18 protein-coding genes are annotated in these 25,297 nt (G+C 44.8%); 4 read left to right on the plus strand and 14 right to left on the minus strand.

All coding sequences use genetic code 11. From position 1 onward, the window contains the following. Nucleotides 1-31: 31 nt before the first annotated feature. A complete protein-coding gene (locus A4R26_RS12400; RefSeq protein WP_081164090.1) occupies nt 32-3,025 on the minus strand; it encodes an outer membrane beta-barrel family protein in 2,994 nt (997 codons plus the stop codon). Between the two features lie 320 nt (nt 3,026-3,345). Further along, nucleotides 3,346-7,122: a DEAD/DEAH box helicase gene (locus A4R26_RS12405; protein ID WP_081164091.1), complete on the minus strand. Its 3,777-nt coding sequence runs from the start codon at nt 7,120-7,122 to the stop codon at nt 3,346-3,348. A 591-nt stretch (nt 7,123-7,713) separates the two neighbouring features. Here A4R26_RS12405 and A4R26_RS12410 point away from each other — a divergent pair. From A4R26_RS12410 to A4R26_RS12420, 3 genes are all read left to right on the plus strand, one after another. Beyond that, nucleotides 7,714-9,363, plus strand: coding sequence for a M20/M25/M40 family metallo-hydrolase (locus A4R26_RS12410; RefSeq protein ID WP_081164092.1), 1,650 nt, complete (start codon nt 7,714-7,716; stop codon nt 9,361-9,363). Between the two features lie 29 nt (nt 9,364-9,392). Next, nucleotides 9,393-9,827, plus strand: coding sequence for an IPExxxVDY family protein (locus A4R26_RS12415; protein WP_081164093.1), 435 nt, complete (start codon nt 9,393-9,395; stop codon nt 9,825-9,827). Between the two features lie 204 nt (nt 9,828-10,031). Continuing rightward, a complete protein-coding gene (locus A4R26_RS12420) occupies nt 10,032-10,265 on the plus strand; it encodes a 4a-hydroxytetrahydrobiopterin dehydratase (protein ID WP_081164094.1) in 234 nt (77 codons plus the stop codon). A gap of 152 nt (nt 10,266-10,417) precedes the next feature. Here A4R26_RS12420 and rho read toward each other — a convergent pair whose 3' ends face one another. The 12 genes from rho to A4R26_RS12485 form a co-directional block, all read right to left on the minus strand. Further along, nucleotides 10,418-12,121, minus strand: coding sequence for a transcription termination factor Rho (gene rho, locus A4R26_RS12425; RefSeq protein ID WP_081164095.1), 1,704 nt, complete (start codon nt 12,119-12,121; stop codon nt 10,418-10,420). Between the two features lie 964 nt (nt 12,122-13,085). Further along, nucleotides 13,086-13,838: a 2-phosphosulfolactate phosphatase gene (locus A4R26_RS12430; protein WP_081164096.1), complete on the minus strand. Its 753-nt coding sequence runs from the start codon at nt 13,836-13,838 to the stop codon at nt 13,086-13,088. 238 nt (nt 13,839-14,076) lie between these two features. Beyond that, nucleotides 14,077-14,559, minus strand: a complete 483-nt coding sequence (locus tag A4R26_RS12435; protein ID WP_081164097.1) for an SRPBCC family protein — start codon at nt 14,557-14,559, stop codon at nt 14,077-14,079. A 252-nt stretch (nt 14,560-14,811) separates the two neighbouring features. Next, a complete protein-coding gene (gene gcvT / locus A4R26_RS12440; RefSeq protein ID WP_081164098.1) occupies nt 14,812-15,897 on the minus strand; it encodes a glycine cleavage system aminomethyltransferase GcvT in 1,086 nt (361 codons plus the stop codon). A gap of 317 nt (nt 15,898-16,214) precedes the next feature. Continuing rightward, a complete protein-coding gene (locus tag A4R26_RS12445) occupies nt 16,215-18,497 on the minus strand; it encodes a PspC domain-containing protein (protein WP_081164099.1) in 2,283 nt (760 codons plus the stop codon). A gap of 26 nt (nt 18,498-18,523) precedes the next feature. Then, entirely contained in the window at nt 18,524-18,925 is a 402-nt protein-coding gene (locus tag A4R26_RS12450; RefSeq protein WP_081164100.1) for a PadR family transcriptional regulator, read from the minus strand. Between the two features lie 76 nt (nt 18,926-19,001). Next, nucleotides 19,002-19,265, minus strand: a complete 264-nt coding sequence (locus A4R26_RS12455; protein WP_081164101.1) for a hypothetical protein — start codon at nt 19,263-19,265, stop codon at nt 19,002-19,004. A 504-nt stretch (nt 19,266-19,769) separates the two neighbouring features. Beyond that, nucleotides 19,770-21,170 carry a COG3014 family protein gene (locus A4R26_RS12465; RefSeq protein ID WP_242674891.1) on the minus strand — a complete coding sequence of 467 codons (1,401 nt, stop codon included), beginning with the start codon at nt 21,168-21,170 and terminating at the stop codon, nt 19,770-19,772. 57 nt (nt 21,171-21,227) lie between these two features. Then, nucleotides 21,228-21,815: a penicillin-binding protein activator LpoB gene (locus A4R26_RS12470; RefSeq protein WP_081164103.1), complete on the minus strand. Its 588-nt coding sequence runs from the start codon at nt 21,813-21,815 to the stop codon at nt 21,228-21,230. A gap of 119 nt (nt 21,816-21,934) precedes the next feature. Next, nucleotides 21,935-22,396: a hypothetical protein gene (locus A4R26_RS12475; RefSeq protein WP_081164104.1), complete on the minus strand. Its 462-nt coding sequence runs from the start codon at nt 22,394-22,396 to the stop codon at nt 21,935-21,937. A 209-nt stretch (nt 22,397-22,605) separates the two neighbouring features. Then, nucleotides 22,606-23,550: an isopenicillin N synthase family dioxygenase gene (locus tag A4R26_RS12480; protein ID WP_081164105.1), complete on the minus strand. Its 945-nt coding sequence runs from the start codon at nt 23,548-23,550 to the stop codon at nt 22,606-22,608. A 185-nt stretch (nt 23,551-23,735) separates the two neighbouring features. Next, nucleotides 23,736-24,290 (minus strand): ExbD/TolR family protein, encoded by a 555-nt coding sequence (locus A4R26_RS12485; protein ID WP_081164106.1) that lies wholly within the window; start codon nt 24,288-24,290, stop codon nt 23,736-23,738. A gap of 131 nt (nt 24,291-24,421) precedes the next feature. Here A4R26_RS12485 and A4R26_RS12490 point away from each other — a divergent pair, with 131 nt between their 5' ends. Continuing rightward, nucleotides 24,422-25,255 (plus strand): universal stress protein, encoded by an 834-nt coding sequence (locus tag A4R26_RS12490; protein ID WP_081164107.1) that lies wholly within the window; start codon nt 24,422-24,424, stop codon nt 25,253-25,255. Nucleotides 25,256-25,297: the final 42 nt, after the last annotated feature.

Raw genomic sequence — 25,297 nt, forward strand, 5'->3', positions numbered from 1 at the left:
ACCCACCTTGTTTGTATATTGTTGGGCTGTATTACTGATTTGTTCTGCTTCGGGGCATGCCTCCACCCGGAGCCACATTTGAACTGCCGTTCGTATTGCGTTCTATCTGGCGTTCAATATTCCTTGGTAACCTGGGGCCCCCGCGCCGTTGTTCGTTATTGCCGGCCCGGTTGAGGTTATAGGTAAAGGTGAGCATAAAATACCGCTTCAGCACGGTTGAACGGGTATCCTGCACATAACCATCGCTTATAGTTCGGGTAATGCTCTGGTTCTGGTTCAACAGGTCATTCACCGAGAATTTCAGTTCGCCATTCTTCTTTTTAAATAGCTGGTAGGCCAGGCTCGAATTCCATAAAGGAATGCTCTGGTTAAATCCGTCGGCACGGCCTGTGTTAATATAGTAATCAAAGTCGGTTGATAACACCAGGCTTTTCAGGAATGTGTAGCTGATATCGGCCGAATACGTTTGGGTGAAGTATTCATTGTTCTGAATCGATTGCTGGCTATAAGTAGCCTTATTATACGCCACACTGGCATTCAAACCTACGATCAATGCCTCTTTGATATCAAGGTTAATACCGGCTGTTTGCGAAACAACCAATGCATTGGTTATATTCCGTTTCTGATAAAGCATATTGATATCCCTGTTGTAGGTAATATTATTATTGAAGTTCAGGCTGCTGCCTTTCATTTTTCCCTGCAGGGGCAATCCAAATGTTATAAAGGAAGAGGTGCTGTACGCTCCGTTCACGTTAACCGGAGCTGTATACTGGGCGCCTGGCGGCAAATGCTGCAGCTCATATTTCTGCCTTAATTCATCGGTGAGGATCTCAACACTGTTTGCAATTTTATTTTGTGTGGCGCTCAGGCTAAGGCTAACCGACAGGAACTTAAAAGTAACTGCATCAAACGTATTATAATTAAGATTTACATTGTGTGCAAACTCCTGCTTAAGCGAGGGATTACCGTTGACTACCGATAAAATATTCGATTGATCGGGCACTTCCTGCAATTGATTTACCGATGGCTGGTTTGTTCTTCCCCGGTAAAATACGCGCAGGTTCTTCGACCGGCTGAACTGGTAACTGAAATTCGCTGTAGGAAACAGGTTGGTATACGTTTGTTTTATGGTTGTATCCCCGGTGAGGGCGCGCTCGTTATAATTATTCAGTTGAGAGTGCTCAACGGCCGCTCCAATTTGCCAGCTATACTTTTGATGTTGCAGGCGAAAGTTGGCGCCTGCGCGATGAGCAATAAAATCATTTTCAAAATAGTTGGTCTGGGCCTTATTGATTATATCATATTTAAGCGAATCGGCATTGTAATCGAAAGCGTCGCGGTCGCTGGTACTATGCCGGTTGGTGTAAGCATAATTTATTTCTATGAGCTTGTTATTACCGATGGGTTCGGTATACGAAGTGCTGATAACATTATTCAGCGCTCTTGTTTTTTGGGTCGACATGTAATTCTGATAAACGGTCCCTAATAAATTACCCACAGAATCATAGGAACGCAAAGGCGATTGTGTAATACCGTTCCCATCGCTATTGTTGATGCTGTTGTTCAATCCGATCGTCAATGTACGGCCCGGCTTATGAAATTTACGTCGATATAACAGGTTGTTGTTCAGGTTTATTCCATCGCGTTCATTGCTGTTTATGTTTACGCCTTCATTGGCCAGAAAATCGAGCGCTCCTTTATTGGCACGCGTAAATAATGTATCATATGAATACGATTCGGAATGTTGTATAACCAGGTTGGGGGTATACAACAAAGAGTTCATGGAGTCAATATAATACTCAAACCGTAAATTGAACCGGTGGTTCTGGTTCTTAGAGGTTGAGAACATGTCTTCATTCCGCAGAATAGTAGAATCGCCATTTATGGTTTGTTGGGTAAGGCTTTGTTGTTCTTTGCGGTTATCGCTGTTTGAAAAGAAATAACTTCCGGTAACATCTACTTTACTGCCCCATTTATCGGTATAATTGATACCGGCATTGGTTGCCTTTGTAATGCCATTGTTGCTGCTGCCGAAGCTGCTGAAACCACCGCCGCCGGGGCCACCAAAATTTCCACCGCCAAAGCCGCCGCGGCCACGGCCGCCTCCGCCACCGCCAAAGCCACCACCGCCGCCACGGGAACCAAAACCGCCCATGTTACCAACAATGTCGTTAAATGAAAAGCTCGATCTGTTGAGGTTGTTCGATCCTGCCAGAATGCTTATGCGCCGGTCGTTATCGAAACGATTGAACATACCGCTTACCTGGTAACGCTCATTGTCACCTATGCCTGCTGTAAAGCGGCCGAAATATCCCGTTCGTTTATCTTTCCTCAATTTAATATTGATGGTTTTTGAACGGCTGCCATCATCGATGCGGGTGAACTTGGCCTGGTCGCTCATATCATCAAATACCTGTACCGATTCAATCATATCGGCCGTGATATTTTTGGTTGCCATTTTAGGATCGGTGCCAAAAAACTCCTTACCATCTACGTATACCTTTTGCACATCTTCACCCTGCGCTTTTACATTCCCGTCTTTATCAACCTGAACACCCGGTAATTTCTTCAACAGGTCTTCTGCCGTGGAATTGGGTTTTGTTTTGAAGGCATCGGCCCTGAATTCAACCGTATCTTTTTTAACAATGATAGGCGGCGCTTCCACAATCACTTCTTTCAACATGTCATCCTTCTTACTCATATATACCGTGCCTAACTGCACATTTGGATTCTCTGTTGTAATGCTGAACCTGATATACCTGGGAGCATAGCCCTGATAGGAGATCATTAAACGATAGGAACCGGCACTGAGATTTTTGATCCTGAACTCACCTTTGGCATCGGCAAGGGTATATGTTACTATGGTAGTATCGGTTGCATGTAATACGGTTATTGTAGCATCTGTAAGCGTTTCAACATACAGGCTGTCATATAATTTGCCCTGTATACTGCCCGAAACATTCTGGGCAAAACCAGCGGCTGCAAATGCAAAAATCAAAAAGAACAGGGTAAAAATCTTCTTCATGTAAGAATTATGAACATTTATGATATTACCTTTTAGACGCCACCCCCCCGGAAAACTTGTGTAAACAATTTACGCCTTAAAAGGTTTACGGTTACACGACTACTTTGACCGGCATATTCCGGAAAAGAATGTGCCACGATGCTGCACATATTCTATGCGTATCGTGGCACACTCTGTTGCAATTGGCAATTGGCAGCTCGCAGTTGTGTCGCCATTCCGGGAGGCTGGTTAAAAGCAGGGAAACCCGAAAGTTTTTACTTTAACTGCCTACTGCCCCTGGCGCAGCCGGGGTTAACTGCCTATTGCCAACTGGAATTTCATTAGCTGAAAAGATATTCTACATCTTCCCTTGTCAGCGATTTTACGAATCCTTCGTCATCGGTGATCAGGTCTTTTGCCAGTAACCGTTTTTTGTCCTGCAGCTGCAATATCTTATCCTCGATGGTGTCTTTACAGATCATACGGTAGGCGAAAATGTTCTTCGTTTGGCCAATACGATGGGTACGGTCAATAGCCTGTTGCTCAACGGCCGGGTTCCACCAGGGGTCAACGATGTATACATAATCGGCCGCGGTAAGGTTCAAACCCACGCCACCGGCTTTGAGCGAGATCAGGAACACGCGGCAGTTCTCATCATTCTGGAACCGCTGAATGGCGCGCTCACGGTCGATAGCCGAAGTGCTGCCGTCGAAGTATTCAAAATCAACTTCCAGCTCTCTCAGCTTTTCTTTAATAAGTGCAAGCATACCCAGGAATTGTGAGAACACCAGGGCTTTGTGGTTACTGATATTTTCGGTGATCTCGCGCCCCAGCTCTTCCAGTTTTATCGAATGGTTGGGGAATTTTTCCGCTTCATTCAGGATCGCCGGCGAATCGCAGATCTGGCGCAACTTCATAAGGCCCTGTAAAATGGTCAACTGCGAACGTTGAATACCCTGTTGCTCGATGGTGCCCATGATCTTATCGCGAAAATCATTCCTGTAAGCATCATAAATGGCCTGTTGCTCCGATTCCATTTCACAGAACAGGATGGTTTCGATCTTGTCGGGAAGGTCTTTGGCCACCTGCTCTTTTGTACGGCGCAAGATGAACGGATATAACAATTTTCGCAAATGATCTTTACGATCGGCCTCGCCGAACTTATCGATAGGAATCGCAAACTCCTGCCGGAAGAACTCAACGCTTCCCAGCATACCCGGATTCAAAAAGTTCATCTGGGCAAAAATGTCGAATGTATTATTCTGCAGCGGCGTACCACTTAAACAGATCCTGTTTTTCGACTGCAGCAGGCAGGCGGCTTTGGTAACCTTACTGCTGGGATTCTTGATCGCCTGCGATTCATCGAGCACCACATAATCGAAGGGTATTTCAACCAGCAGTTTTATATCGCTGCGTAATGTACCATAGGTGGTGATGATGATCTCGGCACTCATGAACTGATCTTTACCTCTGGTTCTTTCCCCGCCGTGATGAATATAATAGGTAAGCGATGGGGTGAACTTCTTTATCTCATTCTCCCAGTTGAACATCAGCGTGGTCGGACAAACCACCAGCGCACGCAGCTTACCACGGCTTGTTCTGTAATAGTTCAGGTACGATAATGCCTGTACGGTTTTACCTAAACCCATGTCATCGGCAAGAATACCACCCCAGCCAATTTCACTGAGATAATGCAACCAGTGATAACCGTGTTCCTGGTAAGGGCGTAAGATGCTTTTTAAATGTTCGGGAAGCGGTATCTCCTGGATCTTATTGAAACTCTTTAGTTGTTCATACTTTTCTTCCAGTTTCAGCACCAGCTCTTCTTCGCTGCGGTTATCATACAGCTCATCTATCACGCTCATATGATATTTCGACAGGCGCAGCTGGTTCTGCTTTCCCTCGCCCACCCTGAACAACAATGAATATTTCTTGATCCATTCTTCAGGCAAAATACCCAGGGTGCCGTCGTTCAACTGTACAAACTGCTGACGGTTAGCCAACGCCTTTTTTACATCGGCAATGGTCACCTTCTGATCGCCGAAAACGATATCAACCCGTGCATCGAACCAGTCGGTATTGCTGCTGATATGTATTTTTGTTTGCGGGCGGGCGGTATTAAAGCGGAAGTTCTTCAATGCATCGAACCCGAATACCGGGATCTTCATTTCCTTCATTGCATCAACGAACAAAAAGAACCAGTTGTTCTTCAACACATCGCTGCCCTTGAGCGCGAGTTGTTGTCCGCCCTCAGGGCGTATGAACCCTGAATGCAGGTTTTCGAGTTTCTTTATGAACGTTGATTCCTTTTCCTTATTCCGGTGAACGATCACTACACGTTCGGTATCGGGGATCACGAGCTCATCTTTCCCGCCAGGTTTTGTTTCAAACCCTTTATAGGAGAACAATGGCTGAAAAACAAGGTAATCGCCTTTTTCCTGCAACACCACGCGTTTTTCAGGATCACCGTCTTTTACTTCACTTACAATACTGTCGTCGAAGTCGACATGGTATTCTTTGGTAAGCGGTAATACCATCTTACGCAACTGCTCGGGCCAGTCGGCCTTTGCATGTACCAGCTTTCCTTTACCGTGAAACTGGGTTACCAGGCTAACATCTTCCGGTTTGTTCCACAGGAATAAATTATCGTTGTAAAAGAAGAGTAAACTGCTGTCGATGCCGTTCTCGCTAATGTTCACCTGCTGTCCATTCAGCTTTACCCAGCATTCAATTTCATAATTACTTTTACCGGCAATCACTTTGAAGTAAGGGGTAATGAAATCCGTTACTATGCCGGCGGTATGCAGGTTGTCTGTCCTGAACGGCTTTTTCCCGTTCAGGTAAAATACAAACGGGTTGGCCGCCACATCGGCAAACAGCTTTTTCAGTTTGGGATGCAGGTATTCTACCATCAGCGCTTTTGTTTCTTCGGGCAAATCATCTTCTTCATGGTGAATGATGTTTTCCCAAATACCGCTGAAAGGCGAGTTGCGGTTAAGGTATTTGGTAACCTCAACATCCTGCAATTTGCGCAACTGAGGTATCATTTGCTTATCGTTCTCGTTATATACCTCAATGTTCACAAATTTGCTCAGGTCGAGCTTTTCTACCTTGCCGGTGTATTGTGTGGCTTCATCGTTTATTTCGCCGCTTATAGCGTCAACGGAGAAACCAGGATAACTTTCGTGATTGAAATTAAATACGATACCTATACGATTCGTAATGCCCGGTGTTTTATCAGTTTCTTCAACGGTGGCCTCCGATTCTGTATCGGTGGGCACTTCTGCCATTACCGGTTTTGGCTTTGCCCTTGAGGCATCCTGCGGTGAAATACGTTTGATGGAAGGATCGAGCACCCGTAAAAACGGTTTGCCGTCTTTGTAGGTAAATTCAAACTTGCCATCGAGGTTATCGCTAAGCGTATACCCGTAGGCTTCAAGCAGTTTATTTTTTTCTTTATCCCAGTTACGAATGCTGTCGAAGTAATACGGGCCGTAGGCGTTCAGCAATTGCAGGAATACGATCACTTTGGGTAAACACAGCGGGTGCAGGCGGTCTTCATAGTCACTGCTGGTATCGAAGTTCCGTTCTTCGTTCTTACGCAGCACCACTTTCCAGGGTGTGCCGTCGATGTTGACCGTAGCTTTTACCACTTCGTCCTGTGCAAATTCAATATCGGCGCGTTGGGTGCGCAGGTATTTTTCTGCTTCGGTATATACTTCAGGCGAACAAAGCAACCGCAACGTTTTCAGATCGATGAATTTCATCTTCAACACGGTGTGCTTCTGGTCGTAATCAACCTTCTCGGTCTTCAGCATATTTTTATCCAGCATTTCCTGCAGCTGAATAAGCGCGGCCGCCTCGTGGCGGCAGATATCACCCAGGTTATACGGACAGGCACAACGCACCGAAAGCGTTCGCGAGTCTTTAAACTTCTGAATGTTTACTTTATAGTAGGTGGTATAGCTGTCGTCTTTCACCCTGAAGGTAACCGAATCAAGGAGTTCATCATAGTCCACCAGTTCCACATATCCGATGGCGTGTATCTTTTTTCCCCTACGGATCACTTCATCAGTTCCATTGGTATACACATACTTAATAAGATGAGGTAGTGCCATGCTTATTTTTAAATTTCCTAATCTTCAATTATTAGCTGGCAGTTTGAAATTCGGTTGGCAGTTGGCAGTTGGCACCCTGAAGTTTAATTAATTTATAAGAAATCAGGCTACCCGGAAATTCAACATAACTGCAAACTGCCCACTGCGAACTGCAAACTGTTCCCAAAAGGGCAATCTGCAAAAGTAAAGGAAAAAAGGTGAGCTTATAAAGAAAAAAACGATCTTAAACAAAATTAATATGGTGTTTAGATGGTTCCTGTTTCCGGAATTCTCCGGTTAACAGCTCTTTATAAACAGATAATAAAATTATTTGTTTTTCTGTCGTACTAAAATGCCTGGAAAAGATCACTTGAACGATGACCCCGCAACAAGCCTGTAAATAAAACAGGCATTCTTTTAAGTAGGTTGGAAAAATGTGTTAAAATAGCATTATTTCTCCAGCGCTATCAAACGGCGAAGCCCGGTTAATAGTGTATTTCCCGTTGAAAACCCACTTTTACGAGTTGAGGATTTTATTATAAACAATTATTGGTATAGGCTTTGTCTAAGTATAACTTTGTTTGCACCTAAGCCTGAAAAATAACTACTACAATGAACCTGTTCATGCGTTTATTGATCATTCTGTTGTTCGCCTCCTTTTCTTCGGTTGGCCAGAAATTGAAAAAAGCCGATAAAGTTGTGATTACCAACCTACAGGCACACATCAACTACCTTGCAGACGACAAGCTCGAAGGTAGAAGGGCCGGCACTAACGGAGAAAAACTGGCGGGCGAATACATTAGCAACGAATTTCAGAAGGCCGGCCTTGAACCGAAAGGGGAAAAAGGCTGGTTGCAGCCATTTGAAATATATGACGGAAAGCAGATCAATGCTTCTACTCTCCTCTTCATCAATGACCGTGAGCTGAAGTTAAATGATGAATACTTCCCCTTTGTGTTTTGTCCAACCGCAAGCCTTGAAGCTGCCGTTTCACCCGCGTTGAAAGAAAAGGGCGTACCCTGGTTCTATGATCTCAAAGATGTTATTGAAGAAAATAAAGAAAATCCGCATTTCGATCTCATCAATGCCATAAAAACGCTTGCCGGCAAGACAGCCGATAAGGGCGCAACGGCTTTGTTCGTATATAACACTTCAGCCATACCCGATGACCTGAAGTTTGATGCAAAGGACAATAGCCGGCCACTGGCCATTCCGGTTGTGTATTTAACCGCAAAAGCCTGCAAACAATACCTGGCCGATGAAGCTGCCACACTCGATCTGAAGCTGAAAACCTCCATCGGCGATAAGAAAAGAACGGGAAACAATGTCATTGGCTTTCTTAATAATAGCGCCCCCACTACCATTGTTTTTGGAGCGCATTACGATCATTTAGGGTATGGTGAAGATGGCAACACATTGCAACGTTCGGGCGACAAACAGATCCATAACGGCGCCGACGATAACGCCAGCGGAACGGCTGCCCTGATAGAACTTGCCCGTTTGCTGAAGTCGTCGAAATACAAAAACAACAATTACGCATTTATTGCCTTTTCGGGTGAAGAACTGGGTTTGTTCGGTTCCAAATACTTTACCGAACACCCCACCTTCGATCTGCAAACGGTGAATTATATGATCAATATGGATATGGTGGGCAGGCTGAACGACAGCAGCAAAACCATAACCATCGGCGGTTATGGCACTTCGCCAGTCTGGGGCAACGTATTCAATGCATTAAGCAGGCAGAAATACCTTACCGTTAAATACGATAGCAGCGGTATAGGGCCCAGCGATCATACTTCTTTTTATTTAAAGAATATACCGGTGCTTTTCTTTTTTACCGGTTTGCACAGCGATTATCATAAACCCAGCGACGATGCCGGTAAGATCAACTATACCGGTGAATTATTTATTATCAAATACATTGAAAGCCTGGTTAACCAAACCAATACCAAAGGCAAACTGGCCTTTCAAAAAACAAGGGAACCGGCTACCACTACCAGCGCCCGCTTTAACGTTACGCTGGGCATTATGCCCGACTACTCTTTTTCGGGTAGCGGCGTACGGGTTGACGGGGTAAGCGATGGGCGGCCCGCGCAGAAAGCCGGCATTCAAACCGGAGATATAATTATGCAGCTGGGAAGTTTCGATACCAACTCGCTTGAAGCCTATATGCAGGCCCTCGGAAAATTTCATAAAGGCGAAAAAACCACGGTAAAGTATAAAAGGGGGGAAGAAACGAAAGAAGGCAACGTTGAATTTTAAGTTTTATACCTTTATGGCAATAAAACGGAATGAAACTTAAGCTCGACCTGGATGATCTGGCCAACGATTTTTTCGACAATACCCGGTTGGCGGGCATTGTGGCGCCCCTGAAAAGTTACCAGTTTTGCTGGCACCTGAACCATTTACTGCATTACGATTTTCGCATAAACAACGATATAGAGATACAACTGCAAAAAAAACGGCGCGATTATTATTTCTCGGTCTTTGAGTACCGCGAACCTACCGGCAGCCTGGTACACTATTTATATAACAATCAATACGACGGTGAATACCTGTTACCCGAATTCAGGCATCTGGATTTCCTATGGCTGATGAAAGGCGACACCGTTGCCGATACCTTTTTTCATCAGATCCTCGAATCGGTAAAAACCATTTCGGGCGTTCAGCTGGTAATGGAACTTACCAATGAAAAGATCAAAAATAAAGGGCATCTTATTTTCTAATATAAGCATTACGATAGCAGTTGCCGGTTACCTGATACCGGTTACCGGTCAGTTGCAAGTTTCAGGTTACAAGGCTTATTTTTCGAGAGCCTGACAATAATTTAAACATCCTGAAATCATGGCCCTGTAACTTGCAACTTGTAACCTGTATCAGGCTCACCAAAAACCGGAAACATTCACTATTCACCAAAATAACTTATTCATATGTGGCAGGAACAAGACAATAAACTCTACCGCAAATTCGAATTCAAAAACTTCTCTGAAGCTTTTGCCTTTATGACACGCGTTGCGCTGGAGGCGGAAAAAATGGACCATCACCCTTTATGGACCAATGTATATAACCAGGTTGAAGTTTGGTTAAGCACCCATAGCGCCGGCGATGTAGTAACCGATAAAGACAGGCAACTGGCGAAAAAAATAGATTCGTTGATGAAGTAGGTAAATCCCGGAAATTGACTTCTAAAAGGCTTTGGAAACTTTTCCGAAGCGAGCCCTGCTATAGCATTAACACCAATTACGTAAGCTTATATAAAAAGAAAAGCCATCCCTTAATGAGATGACTTTTTATTATGTCTGGAAGCAGGTGGCGTTCAGCCGTTCATGCTTGCTAAAAATTCATAGTTGTCTTTCGTTCCGCGCATGCGTTTCAGCAATTCGTGCATGGCTTCTTCGGTATTCATATCAGTAAGATATACGCGCAGCAGGTTCATTCGTTGCAATACATCACGCTCCAGCAACAGGTCGTCGCGGCGGGTTGAAGATGCTACCAGGTCAATGGACGGGAATACGCGTTTGTTTGCCAGGCGGCGATCGAGCTGTAATTCCATGTTACCGGTACCTTTGAACTCTTCAAAGATCACCTCATCCATTTTAGAACCGGTATCTATCAGCGCTGTAGCCAGAATGGTAAGAGAGCCGCCGTTCTCAATTTTACGGGCAGCACCAAAGAATTGTTTTGGTTTTTGCATGGCGTTTGCTTCCACACCACCCGATAATACTTTACCAGATGCAGGCGCCACGGTGTTATGCGCACGGGCCAAACGGGTAATGGAATCGAGCAGGATAACTACATCGTGACCGCACTCTACCAGGCGTTTTGCTTTTTGCAGCGCGATGGTAGATACTTTTACGTGTTTTTCTGCAGGCTCATCGAATGTAGAAGCAATTACTTCAGCGCGTACGCTGCGCTCCATATCGGTAACCTCCTCAGGACGCTCATCAACCAGCACCACCATCAAATAACACTCGGGGTGGTTGGCGGCAATGGCGTTGGCCACTTCTTTCAGCAGCACCGTTTTACCGGTTTTTGGCTGCGCCACGATCAATCCACGCTGTCCCTTACCAATGGGCGTAAACAGGTCCATTATACGGGTGCTGTATTGATTGGGAGCAGTAAACAGGTTTAACTTCTCGTACGGGAACAGTGGCGTTAGATAATCGAAAGGAACACGATCCCTCACATCTTCGGGTTGTTTACCGTTGATGGTCTCAACTTTCAACAATGCAAAGTATTTCTCACCTTCTTTTGGCGGACGAACAGCACCGAAAATGGTGTCGCCGGTCTTTAAGCCAAATAACTTTATCTGTGAAGGGGAAACATAAATATCATCGGGAGAAGAGAGGTAGTTATAATCTGAAGAGCGTAAGAAACCGTATCCGTCGGGCATCATTTCCAGCACACCTTCTGCCATAATAACGCCGTCAAACTCAATGTTAAAGGCAGATTCGCGACGGTGGGGATATGACTTCTGCTGTTGTTCAACTGAGGGCTGAGGATCTGCAATACGCTCGTGATCGTGGTGGGCAATCATGGTGTTTGATCCTTGTTCATCCTCGTCATCGTCTTCCCCATCATCATCATGTCCCTGCCTGTCTGTGAGCTCATCTTCATCGCTATCATCATTCATCACTGGTAATATCGGAGTAGCTTCTTCCTCTACTTCTTCTTCCGGCTCAGGCTTTTTACGTCCTTTCTTTGCGGGAGCCGGTTTTTCGATCACCTTTTTGCGAGGCGCTTCTTTCTTTAATTCTTTACGTGCCGGCTTATCGTCACCACTTACCACATCAGCTTCTTCCGTTGCGTTTGCCGTAGTAGTTTTTACTACACGTTTACGTTTACCTTTTTCATCAGCCGCACCGTTCTTTACTGCACTGGCCATAACAGCCTGCTTATCGAGTATTTTATATACTAGTTCCTGTTTATCTAATTTTTTTGCGTTGGGTATCTTTAACTGTTCAGCAATATCTAACAGTTCTGGAACGAGCATGTCGTTCAATTGCAAAATGTCATACATAAAATAACTTGTGAGTTAACACCTTAATCAGACGAGCAAACTTTGTTCGTTGAAAAATCTAGTGAAAAAAAATTGAAATGAGTTTATATGCGTGGAAAAGAATAACTGATGAGCTTTGTGAGTATCGGGTATGACTTATCAGCCCTATTCCAAACACAATAATACGCCAAATTTACAAAAAGCAAAAATTTTTGGGTTCGATCCCGCTTTTCTGTCACTTTTTCACCCTGATTGGCACTTAATCAGGGTAATGGGCTACTTTTTTCGGGCCCCGGTTCAAATCCTGCTTTTACTATTCTATCGCTGCGGCTCCTTATAATGAATGACCTACAACCAGGCAATATGAAGAATATGCAATTTCAATTCCACCCTGATCGAATTGCAGCACAAATATTATAAAAAATAATTTACATAATGGCTGATCTGCAGCATTTCCTTGCCATTTTTTATAAAAAACCGGTGCCAGGGCTGGGTGCACCGGCATTATTATCAGATACATAATCCTTACCAACCACAGGAAATGTGTATAAATGGTAAGGTATTACCCTTAGTAAATACCCGGGTACAAAATTATTCATACCTCATACCAATATCATCCCCTGCTTAGCAAGTTACTCCAATAATAAGGCTGGTAAAAGCGGTTTAACAAACGAATAACTATAAGGGTTAACCTAACCTGTTTGATCAACAGGGTCCAACAGCCGCATTGCATTATATCACGATAGAACGAATCAACCCAGGAGTGCCGGAAATAGAGATCCCTGTGCAAATAACGCACAGGGATCTGAATTTGTTTATTAAAGGAAAGCTAAAGTTCAATGGGCAGTTGGCAATTGGCAATTGGCAATTGGCAGTTGGCAGTTGGCAAATTCCCCGCTTGCCGTTATCTGCTGCCCTTACGGTAGCCTCAAAAAAAACGCAAGCCGAAGCCGTCAGGTATTGCCTATTGCCAATTGGTTATTGCCTATTGCCAATTGTCTGTTGAATTGTGCACTACCAGCTTTCCTTCTTCATAAAAAGGGAGCACGTTTGCCAAATCGGGCGTAAGGCAATAACGGATATCCTTTTCCAGACCGAAATTGGTTAGCCGTTGGTAATGCGTTGCGTTCTTTTCTTTTATGAAACCGTACATGTCGCTTTTAGCGTTTTTGTACAACGTTTCTGCTATGCCCGAGCTGTCGCAATTGATAGTGAAATGATCTTTTACCTGATTTATTACGGCGCCTGCAAATAACAAGTCTTCCATATTCACGCGGTCTTTCCAGGCGGCGCAACCCAGCAGCACCGGCTGTTTCTGCTGAATAAGGTAATCGCATACGGCCGATAAATTGGGGAACGATCCGGTGATGATGTGTTGTGAGCCCCGTTCCAATGCCATATGTAATAATTTAGTGCCATTCGTAGTGGTAAGCACCAGCGTTTTGCCATCGATAAACTCTTTCGAATATTCAAAAGGGGAATTGCCGTATGACAATCCCTCGGCAATTTTGCCGTCGCGTTCGCCGGCTGTGACCGCTTCGATCTTTTTGCCCAGCTCGATACATTTTGCTACACTATCAACCGGTATAATGCATTTAGCCCCATTATACAAGGCGGTTGCGATGGTTGATGTGGCGCGAAAAACATCGATGATCACTACAATGGAGTTGTTAATATCGTATAAATCAAGCAGAGCAGGAGATGGAGATGTGTATAGAGTCGGTTTGCTGTTTGACATAATTCAATTAAACCGCAAAAGTAGCAAAATCAATTGGCAATAGGCAATGGACAATTGGTAAAATCTCCTGTGCCGCATTCTTACTATTGGTAAAATTCTCAATACGAAGAAGATCAATGGCAATTGGCAATTTGCAATTGACAAGGGATTGCCAATTCGGGTACTCCGCCTGCTTTGCGTATTGCTTTTTTTGTGTATAATTCCTGAGCGACACGAGGGCTTGCCTATTGTCTATTCCTTATTGCCCATTGGCTAAAAGATGTTTCCATTTATTGCTCTCGGCATATTCCTTAATGATCTGGTTTCGCTGTTCCAGCAGTTTTTCAACATAGCCCGAGAGGTAAATGCCACTGAAGAATTTGCCCAGTCCGCCATAAGGAGCTTCGAAATTGAAGATATCTATCATCAGCGTTCCGTTATCAATTGCTTTGAAATGGTGCTCATGTTTCATTTTTTTGAAATCGCCTTTTTTCATTTCATCGGTGAAAGAGAAAGGCCTTTCCATGGCAGTTATCTGTACCTGCAAAACGCGGGTCCGCATCAGGTGTTTTGCTTTCCAGGTCACCGTTTCGTTCAGGTTTATCAATCCCACTACGGTACCGGCAACAGCCTCTTCGCGAAAATCAGACATTGACTTTTTATGCAATTCGATACTACGGCTCAAATCAAAAACCCTTTCTATAGGTGCGGCAATAAAGGTGGTTAAGTGAATAATGGGCATATGCAGGAATCTTTTGAAAACGTCTTCCCCAAACAGCAAGAAGTACGCCAGAAGCAGGTTTAAATTAAGGATTAAAGTTACGGGTGGCTATTATTTTGAAACCTCCTAATTTTTTGAATTCTACAGGTTCCCAGAAAATAATAAAAGGCAGAAGATTGCCCCGAAATCAGGCTGCCGAAGTTTTAGGGCAACTCAAATTGCGGATTACACCTTCTACCTTATACCAACTATTTTAAATGGATCGGGTTCGTATTAAACAAACGGGAATTTAACCACTTTTGCTTTCAATAACTTATCGCGTACACCAATGAATATTTCGGCATCGAGCGCGGCATGAGCCACATCTACATAACCAATGCCAATGGCTTTTTGCAGACTGGGCGCCTGGGTACCTGAGGTAACATGGCCTATTTTATTGCCGGCTGCATCTTTTATATCATAGTGATGGCGGGGAATGCCTTTGTCGATCATTTCAAAACCAACCAGCTTACGGTTAACGCCGGCAGCTTTTTGCTTTTCAAGAATGGGGCGGGCGGTAAAGTCTTTGGTGAATTTGGTGATCCAGCCCAAACCGGCTTCCAGCGGCGATGTGGTATCATCGATATCGTTCCCATATAAACAGAAACCCATCTCGAGGCGCAGGGTGTCGCGCGCGCCCAAACCAATCGGTTTTAAACCCCGGGGCGCACCAATGTTGAAGATGGCGTCCCATATTTTATCGGCGCTGCCGTCCTTATCTTCAAAATAAATTTCAACACCACCGGCGCCGGTATAACCGGTAGCGCTGATCACTACATTGTCAACGCCGGCAAATTTGCCTTTGGCAAACGTGTAATACTTTAAATTAAGAATATCAATATCCGTTAAAGGTTGCAGCATTTTAGTTGCGTTGGGACCCTGAATGGCGAGCAGGCAGGTTTTGTCGGAAATGTTATGCATTTCAACATTTTTGGTATTAAACTTGGAGATCCAGTTCCAGTCCTTTTCGATATTGGAAGCGTTAACCACCAGCATATACACTTTGTTCTCTTCGATGCAGTACACCAGCAGGTCATCTACAATTCCGCCCTGCTCATTAGGCAAACAGCTGTACTGGGCTTTGCCCGCTGTCAATTTGGAAGCGTCGTTGGATGTAACGCGTTGAATAAGATCAAGCGCATTTTCTCCTTTCAGAATGAACTCTCCCATATGGCTTACGTCGAATACGCCGGCATTGGTACGTACGGCGGCGTGCTCATCGTTTATACCGCTATACGAAATTGGCATATTATACCCGGCAAATTCAGCCATTTTAGCCCCCAGGGCTATATGCTTTTGCGTGAAAGGAGTGTTCTTCATACAGTATGTGTAGTTTTTGTTTGGCCGCAAAAATAAGGGAATAAGACAAGGCAGCAAGGCAACGAGGCAACGAGGCATAAAGGCATAAAGGCATAAAGGGAACTCGCGATTATTCAGACTCCTGCCTTTTGTATTCCTTTCTCATTTTTAATTTTTCATTGTCATTTCTCATTTACCTGCCTTCCACTTCGACATTCAATATTCAATATTAAAAAGGGCCCTCAATAGGGCCCCTGTTGTTCCAACTTCAACCCCGCCTGCTTCCGGCAACCGGATAACAGGGCGGCGGGGAGGTTTATTAAAAATCTTTCTGTTTGTTATGCACCGGTTTTATTGCCGGCAAACCTTACCGGGAACAGAGATGCCGGATGCTCTATATCCTGGTCATTGATACTGGCCGATGAAGATTGTACTTTGGCAGGCGCGGTGTCTTTTTTGTTCTCCTTCGTTTTCGGGTGATAACGATAGCCACCGGTAGTATCGCTGTTCCTGTTCAAACGCTCACGCACTTCTTCTTCGCGCTGTTTCTTTCGTTTTAATTCTTCTTCGGCCCGCTCTTTCACTTTTTCTTCAACGTCGTGTTTTTCGCGTTCTTTATATTCACCTCTCGACAAGGCCTCCTCATCGAGCTGAGATATTTTTTTGGGGCCGTCGGGCGTCATGATATATTCTTTTCCATCTTCAACCCAGTAAGTACGCTCCCAGGTATCGCTGATATCGATGCCGCCTCGACGGTTATAGCGCACATCGAAACTGTTGTAACGTGAAACGTTCCTGTCTAACATAAACCTTTTACCCACCGGTACCTGCAATACCAGCAACACCTGCTGGTTGCGCCACCTTTCACTTTTACCGATTGAAAATCCTTTGGGCAGGTATAAAATGCTATCGTTTTGCGTTACAGGGAAATTGATCTTTTCGGCAACGTTGCGCGCTGTTACCGGATCTTTTCCACGGCTGAATTTCACTTTTGTCAAATGGAAATCGTTATCGCTGCTTTTTACTATATCAACGCGCACCATATTGAGCATAATTGAGTCGAAATTGGCGCCGAACAACGGCCATTCATTTTCGAAATCGTCGTCCCAACCGAAGCCCCAGTCATTGCTGTAGTAACGGTAGTTTATATTTTGCGTAGTAACATCCAGGAACATTTTTCCGTTGGAAGGCTGCGCTATGGCAACATTTTCTTCTACAAAATTCCTCGATTTAAAACTGCGGAATATTGAACCGGTTAATAAAGCGGCGCTCATTATTCCAATGAACCACAAAACACCGAACACATAACCGAGATAATGATTTTTTGAACGTACGCCCATGATGCGGCGAATAAGCCAGGTGATCATGGCAATGATAGGAACGCCAAGGAACAGGAATACGGTTAGCCAGGCCAGTGAGTTCTGCCAGAAACCCTCCAGCAAAAATTCCTTGAACGACATTACGGGCACACTGCCAAAAAGCAAACCAACAAGGGCGCCGAACAATGCCAGGGCGATCATTCCCACAATGAACAGGAAAAAGGCTTTGAACAACACACCAATGATATGGGCAATTCCGCTGCCGGCGGTGCGTGCCGTGGCCGAAGCTTCGTTGGTAAAAGTTTTTACACGTTCACTTTTTGCGTATTCTCTTGCCTGGTTGCCAAACTGTTGGGCGCTTTGTTTTACTTCGTTTCCCCAGTTCTGCGCTTTAGATCTGAAACTCTCCAGGTCTTCCTTTACTGTATTACGTATTGAGTTCAGATCGACCCGCTCCCCCCGCATTTCAAGTTTTTCCGCTGCTGTAACGGCTATGGGCACTGCAATCCACAAAACTATATAACTTACAAACAGGGTGCTGCCCAATGAGCCCGATATTACGCGGGGCACCGCCCAGAAAGCGATATCATCCCACCACCAATGAAAAGGACCCGATAATAAACCAAGGATAAACGGAAGGGCAAAAATGAGCCGCGGTATCCAGGTGCTGATATTCAGGTAAGCAGCCAAACCACCACAAACACCTGCTATCACTTTATCATCTGAACTGCGATACAACCTTTTGGTAATATTCGATTGAATAGATTGCGAAGGAACCGCAACCCATAAAATAAGATAAACAAGGAAACCTGAACCACCGGTAAAAAGCAATACCACAAAGATGATACGCATGATCACGGGATCAATGTGGAAATAGTTTGCCAGGCCGCTGCACACACCGGCAATGATCTTGTCATCGGCATTGCGATACAGTTTGCCGCGGGTTCCGTACGTGGGGCCCGCGCCGGGTTGTGCCTGCTGGTATGCACCCTGCTGCTGCCGGGTTCCGGCATTTGCATCGGCATTGCCGCTACCGGTTTCAGCTTCAAAATCTTCAGGGCGTCCCATGCCGGCCATTACAGATTGCACATCTTCATCGGTAATGCACGTAGCGCCTTTTTTCAATCTTTCTGAAAACAATTCGGCTATACGGCTTTCGATGTCGTTTACTATTTCATCGCGGCCTTCTTCATTGGCGAAATACCTTCGCAAACTATCTATGTATTGCTGCAAAGTTTCATAAGCAGTTTCCTCAATAGGAATTACCCTGCCCTGAAAATTTATATTGATGACCTTTTTCATGGTGAATAGTGTTTGTTGGTTGAAGTTTAGTTGTTGGGTTGGGAGGTTTCCGTTGGATATTCCGTGTTACTACTTCCATTGGGAGAGGAAGCCAGCGACTCCCGTTTACTTGCCAGCGTATTCACGGCATTGGCCAGCTCATTCCAGGTGGTCTCCAGCTCTTTAAAGAACTCTTCGCCTTTAGGGGTAAGCGAAAAGTATTTGCGGGGAGGGCCCGAGTTACTCTCAACCCATCGATAAGTTAACATTTCTGCATTTTTCAACCGGGTTAATAAGGGGTAAAGGGTACCCTCCAGGATCTGGAGATTTGCCCCTCTCATTTCATCCACAATATCACTCGGGTAAGCTTCCCCGCGGCGAATGATTGAGAGTATGCAAAACTCCAGGATCCCTTTCCGCATCTGACTTTGGGTGTTCTCAATATTCATGGCTATACTTTTTCAGACGAACAATGTGCCTGTGTCATTTCTGTTTTATAGTATTGTTTACTGCAGTTACAAACTCTTATTCAATTATGTGGTTCAGGGTCCAGATCTGGAAATTATTTTCAACTTCCCCGGTCTCCGGCTGTTCCCCGGCAACAGTAGCCTCGCTCTTCCCTTCGATCGCCACCTCTGCTAAGTTATCGTGATTTTGTTTTTTATAGGCCGCCCCGTTATTCCTTTTTCCGCTTTCGATAACCACCTGGGCAGAACCACCTGCCGGCTGGTTCCTTTTGCCCAGTGTGAACAGGGCAACTAAAATGACTATGATAATTGGAATTGGCATGGCTTACTGTGAGTTGGGTTTATTCCCTTTCACATCACAAATATAGAGAGCTTTCAAGTACTATGCAACACATAGTACCAAATTATTTATGGTAATATTCATAGAACGCTAATCAGCTTAACCGAAAACGTATGATTTTCAATTGTTTGAAATTATTTAAGGCAGAAGGAAGTTCTTTGAGATTGTATGAGTGGCGGAAAAGGCCGGCTGAATGGCGACAAATGTGAGGCAGGCCTGCGCCTACTTTAGGAGCTGCGGTGAGGTTGACCATTCCCGCCAGGGAAAAGGAAGGGTTGTCTCAGAAAGTTCCGCAAAAGGAATACATCCGTGGGGCGGCCCCCTTTTATAATACCGGGCGCCTGCGCCTGCTTGCAGCCAGTTGGGTGCCAGTTGGCCGGTAAAAAAATCAATAAAAACGTTGAGCGGATAAGGCCCCCGATCCGGGAACGCTTTATCCGCCCAAAAATTCATTTATGCTGTCAGAATAGATCTTACGAAGCATTCTTATCGTAAAGTGCAAACATTCTGCACCTGCAGCCGTCCATTGCCTTCCACCACCAGATTAATTGGTTTGGTTTGCTGATTTGGGCCGGTAAAATTTATCTGGATCTGATTTGTGCCGGTTTGCAATGGAATACGTGTATATAATATAGTATGGGGGAGGCTTTGCCAGTTGCGTGTATCGGCTTTTTCTGATACAAGGTTAAAAAGCTGGATGGCTGAGGCCAGGGCTTCTTTTTCATCCTTCTTCTTATCATCTTTCTTTGGCCGCGCCGCCGCTTCCGCCAGTTTCTTGATGGCCAGCCGGCTTAAGGCTTTTACCATCTCTTTTGCAAAGCGTTCTTTTAATGTAGCGAAGGCCAGGTCATTGATGTTTTCAGCTTTTTCAAAAGAATACTGCGCATTATTTACAGTAACTGTACCCTGGGTATAAAACACGGGCTGCTCCTGGTATCTTGGAAAAGCCACCCGTAACGACCGCAATTCTTCCATTTTTATATTGGCCGGGTCGAAATTGCTGTCCCAGATAAACGGAACATTCATTGAGCCGGAAGCATCGGTAAACACAAAATTGCCAAGGCCGTCTTTGGTAAGCGCGAACATAAAACTCTGCTCCTGTTTTACCGGGGCCAGCCCGTTTTCCCAAAAGATCACCAGCTCACCGCCCGGCGCGCTGGCAGCAGGCTGTAAGGTAGTTTTCAGCAATGTTGAGTAACGTTGCGCTTCATCGGTAAAACCATTGGCGGTAGCGGTGCGTAACACATCCTGCTTCAGTTGTTCAGGAATGCCAATGCCATACCACAGCCCGTCATGCTTTAAAAAAACATCGGCCGCGTTGCGGTACGCAATAAAGGCATTGTTCATATCGCCGCTTTGCTCATAAATGATGCCCTGCAGCATTAGCGCGAAAGCATCGTCGGAATAACGGTTTGTATTGGCGCCGGCTTTATCCTGCTGCGCATAGTTACGTAATGAAATACGCCGGGCTTCTACCATTGCATCTTCCGTTTTGCCCAGGCCCAGGTAGTTCAGCGATTTGTAATAATGCACCATGAACTTTTCAAAATCTTCCCCTTTGTATGTTTCCATCATCGGGTTCAGCAAAGTGCCCCAGGCAATATCGGCGGTAGAAGTGCGGGTAACTTCAATAAAATTATCGGCTTCGTTAAAGTACAGGTTGCTGCTGTCATACTGCTTTAGCAAGTGGGCCATTTTTCCTTTTTCAAAAAGGTACAACAGCCTGTTGCGTTTTCGGCGCAGCAGCTTATTCTGATCTATGGCCATGTACGCCTTATCGTACTGGTTATTGATCACCTGATCGTAATAGGAACCAATACGGTTGTTGTACGTGGCGCAGGAGAACAACAAGGGCATCAGACACACTACAGCCAATGCTCTTATCATATGTTTGAATGATAAAACCATGAAATTACTATTGCAGAATACCTGCTGCAGGTTCAATTAGTTTTGCACGTATTTGGCAATCTTCTTATCCCCTATCCAAACCACTTCGTTGCTTTGAATGTTGGTAAGCTCGAGGTCAACCTGGTAGTAAACTACTTTTTTACGTTTTTGAGAATCGACGATGGAGTTTATAGAACCCTGTAAGATGTAATCTGCGCCTTGCTCGAGACCGAATTTTTTCATGCTGCTGGCCGAAGCGTTTGTCTGCTGATCGGCTTTTTCTGCACGCAGCTCATCTCTTTTTTTACCCCCCTGCACCAGGCGCACTCTTCCTGATTTAATGAAAGATGACTCAACGTCTTTTACAAAAGTTTCAGCTTCAATATGCTCATGGCTTTTATTGGTAACGAACCCGACGATAACAACGGGTCGTTGTCCGTTATGCTGCTCCTGGTGCTCACCTACCCATTTTTCTTTCAGAATGGCGTCGATCATTTGCTCTGCCACGAGGCGGGAGTCGGTATTGTTCCATCGGCCGCTGAGGTCAATCTGTTCATTGGGGTCTATACGGGTTACTTTGTGAGAACAGGAAATGCTTGTACCGGCTACAACCAGGGCCATAACTGCGATGTATACTTTTTTCATTGTGAATTACTTTAAAAGGAACTGTATTATGGATAATTTTAGTGTGAGCTGTCCCGATGGAACCGTTTACCGGTGATCCCATGTAACAGCATGCAAAATAAATTGTTGATGTTGTTTTATTACCGGCTCAACAACCAGCCAACCGTTGCCGCCGTAGCAGCGAGGGGCACCAGGTTCCAGTAGTTGTTGTTCCACCGGGGGCGATAGTAGTTGTGATACGGATGATAGTTGTACCAGTAGTTACCTGAGTAACGGGGATAGTAAGTATTGGTTGGATAGTAATAACTGTAGTCGTTATAATACCAGCCGTTTCTGGCCCTTTCCATCCGCAATTGACGGCGGAAGGCGCGGCGCTCATCGCGTCTTTCCTGTCTGTCGGCCATCCAGTCGATGGCTTTATAGGTTTCCTGTGGAGTAGTACCATGCAGGCTGTTGAGCGAATCGGCCATGCCCATATATTTGGCCTGGCTAACCATATAATCAGGGTTCTGGTCGGGCGCCAGTGATTGCGACATGCCCCACGTGCCTATAAGCATAGCCAGCGGTAACAGTAACAAGTTATAAAGTACATTTTTTTTCATTTGATGCGGGTTTTACAAATTAAAGTGATGTATAACCATTAACGAAAAAGACCATACATTAATTATTTCAATATTGTTCTATTATAACCCGGGTGTTTGAACAGCGCTTTTTTTGAATAATCAATGTTTGATGACTCTAAAATAATCACGAATGCGTTAAGTAGGAGTTAAAGAAAAAAGCCGGCTATAACCGGCTCTTTTTCAGTTATTTATTTCTTTAATCCTATTTCTCTCAATCGTTCGTCGAGGTATTCGCCGGCTGTAGCGTCGGGGAAAGCCTTAGGATGTTGTTCATCGATACAGCTGTCTAAACAGGCCAGGCTCATATCGCTTTTCGGGTGCAGGAAGAAGGGAATGGAATAGCGGGATGTACCCCACATTTCCCTTGGTGGATTTACCACCCTGTGCGTAGTAGATTTCAGCTTGTTATTGGTAAGGCGTTGTAACATATCGCCTACGTTCACCACAATTTGCTCTGGCAAGGAAGTCACCGGCACCCATTCGTTTTGTTTGGTCAGAATTTGAAGGCCATCTGCCGAAGCGCCAACCAGCAGGGTTATGAGGTTGATATCCTCATGCTGTTCGGCCCGGATGGCAGATTTCGGTTCCTGCGTTATGGGCGGATAATGTATTGCCCTTAATATCGAATTGCCATTGTGAATATAATTATCGAAATAATGCTCATCGAGACCAAGGTACAAAGCGATCGCCTGTAACAATGCACGACCCGATTTTTCGAATGCACGGTATGCTTTTGTAAACGTTGTATTGAAAGCTGCAACGTCATTTACCTGCACGTTATCGGGATATTCGCTTTTAATGGGATCGTTATCGTCAACCACCTGCCCGAACTGGAAGAACTCTTTTAAGTCCGGCGCATCGCTTCCTTTTGCATGTTCTTTACCGAAAGAAGTATAACCACGCTGACCCGCCAGGCCCGGTATCTCATATTTCTTTTTGGCATCGGCAGGAAGAGAAAAGAATTGTTGCACATACTTATACAGATCGGCAATAAGTTCATCGGGTATGCCATGGTTCTTTACTGCCACAAATCCTACTTCTTCATACGCTTTACCCAGTTGATTAACGAATGCCTGCTTCAACTGCGGATCGCCTGATAAAAAATCGGCGAGGTTTACTACCGGTATTGCCATAAAATATATTTAAATCGGCTTATACAATGAATTACCTGAAATGCTGAGGAACATACAATTTACTAAACCCGGTAACCACCACAAAATTTCAATTGAATTTATTGTATCACCGGCTTCCCGGTATTTGGGTACTGTTAAAGTGTGCCGCACTTAGTTAACGCTATACGGTTACGTTTGGCACACTTTTAATGGCCCGCACTCTTTGCCAGGGCTATTTCTTTTTCTTCGGGAGTGATGTCCATGATGGCGTAACGCGTTACGTCATTGATCAGGAACTCATCCAAAACATTTACCACGTTTTGATAGTTCGACTCAGGTGTTGGTTTAACCATTACGACAAGGTCTTTCCGTTTTCCCGTTTTGTCGAGGGCCAGCTGTTTGGTTCTTATTATTTGTCCCAGGCCATCGCTCATGGAATAATTGGTAGTGCCATAGGCTTCCTCTTTCAACGCATCTTTCAAATCGCCATGATAATAGAAAATTCTGTTACCGTTTACAGGAATAACTGTCAGTGCGGTGCTTTTACCTACAGGCATATCGGGCACAGTGGGATCCGTATCATCCGGCATATTCAGTTTCATTGCTTTGGGGCTCGACATAGACGTGGTGAAAATAAAAAAAGTGATAAGCAGGAACCCAAGGTCAACCATGGGAGTTAAGTCAACCCGTGTGCTTAATTTTTTACTTCTGCGCCCACCGGCCTTGTTGCCGCCGGCGGCGGGTACATTTATTTCAGCCATAACTTATTGGTTTGATAATGAGATGCGGTGGCACAATTTTTCCATATATACACTATCAGTTATTCTACTGACGAACATCACGTTAACAGCACGAACGGAATAGTACTTTTAATCATCAAAAAAAGAAAAACATGAAAACACTGGTAGTTCCTACCGATTTTTCGTCTGTATCGGTCAATGCAATGAATTATGCGGTTGACATGGCGCAGGCAATCAATGCAGGTATAGTGTTGCTGCACGTGTACAATGTACCGGTATCCTTTACCGACTCGCCTGTATCCCCGGTTTCAACTGTTTCAATAGAAGAAATAAAACGTACAAGTGAAGAACGGCTTAAAGAATTAAAAAAGAACCTGGTAACCATTACGGCAGGGAAAGTAGAAATATTTACGGAAGCCCGGCTGGGAGAAACGATTGAAGAACTTCAACAGATCTGCAATTCCGTAGAACCACTGGCAATAATAATGGGCAGCCATGGCGCAACAGGTTTTGAGCGACTGATCATGGGTAGCACTACGCTCACCGCTATACGTCATTTAAAATGCCCCGTAATTGTCGTTCCGCCCGGCACTACTTACCATGGAATCAGAAAGATTGGCCTTGCCTGTGATTTTGAGAATATAGTACAGTCGACGCCGGTAGAGTATATTAAAAATATCGTAAGAGAATTCGGTGCAGATCTGTATGTGCTGAATGTACAGGATATTAAGCAGGACGACCTGGAAGATGCCATTATGGACACTGCCTATCTCGATGCCATGCTGGAAGACGTTAGTCCGAAATACGTACAGCTAACGGGTAAAGATGTGGTAGAAAGCATTAACAGTTTCGCGGAGCATAACAACCTCGACCTGGTAATGGTAGTTCCCAAAAAACACCGGTTTATCGACAGCCTGTTCCATAAAAGTCAAAGCCGTGAATTAATAACCCATGCACATATACCTATAGTTTCCATCCATGAATAGCAATCAAAGCAAACGGTCCCGGTTAATCCGGGACCGCTTCTT

It is taken from the genome of Niastella populi (genome assembly GCF_002078015.1).
GTDB lineage: Bacteria > Bacteroidota > Bacteroidia > Chitinophagales > Chitinophagaceae > Niastella > Niastella populi.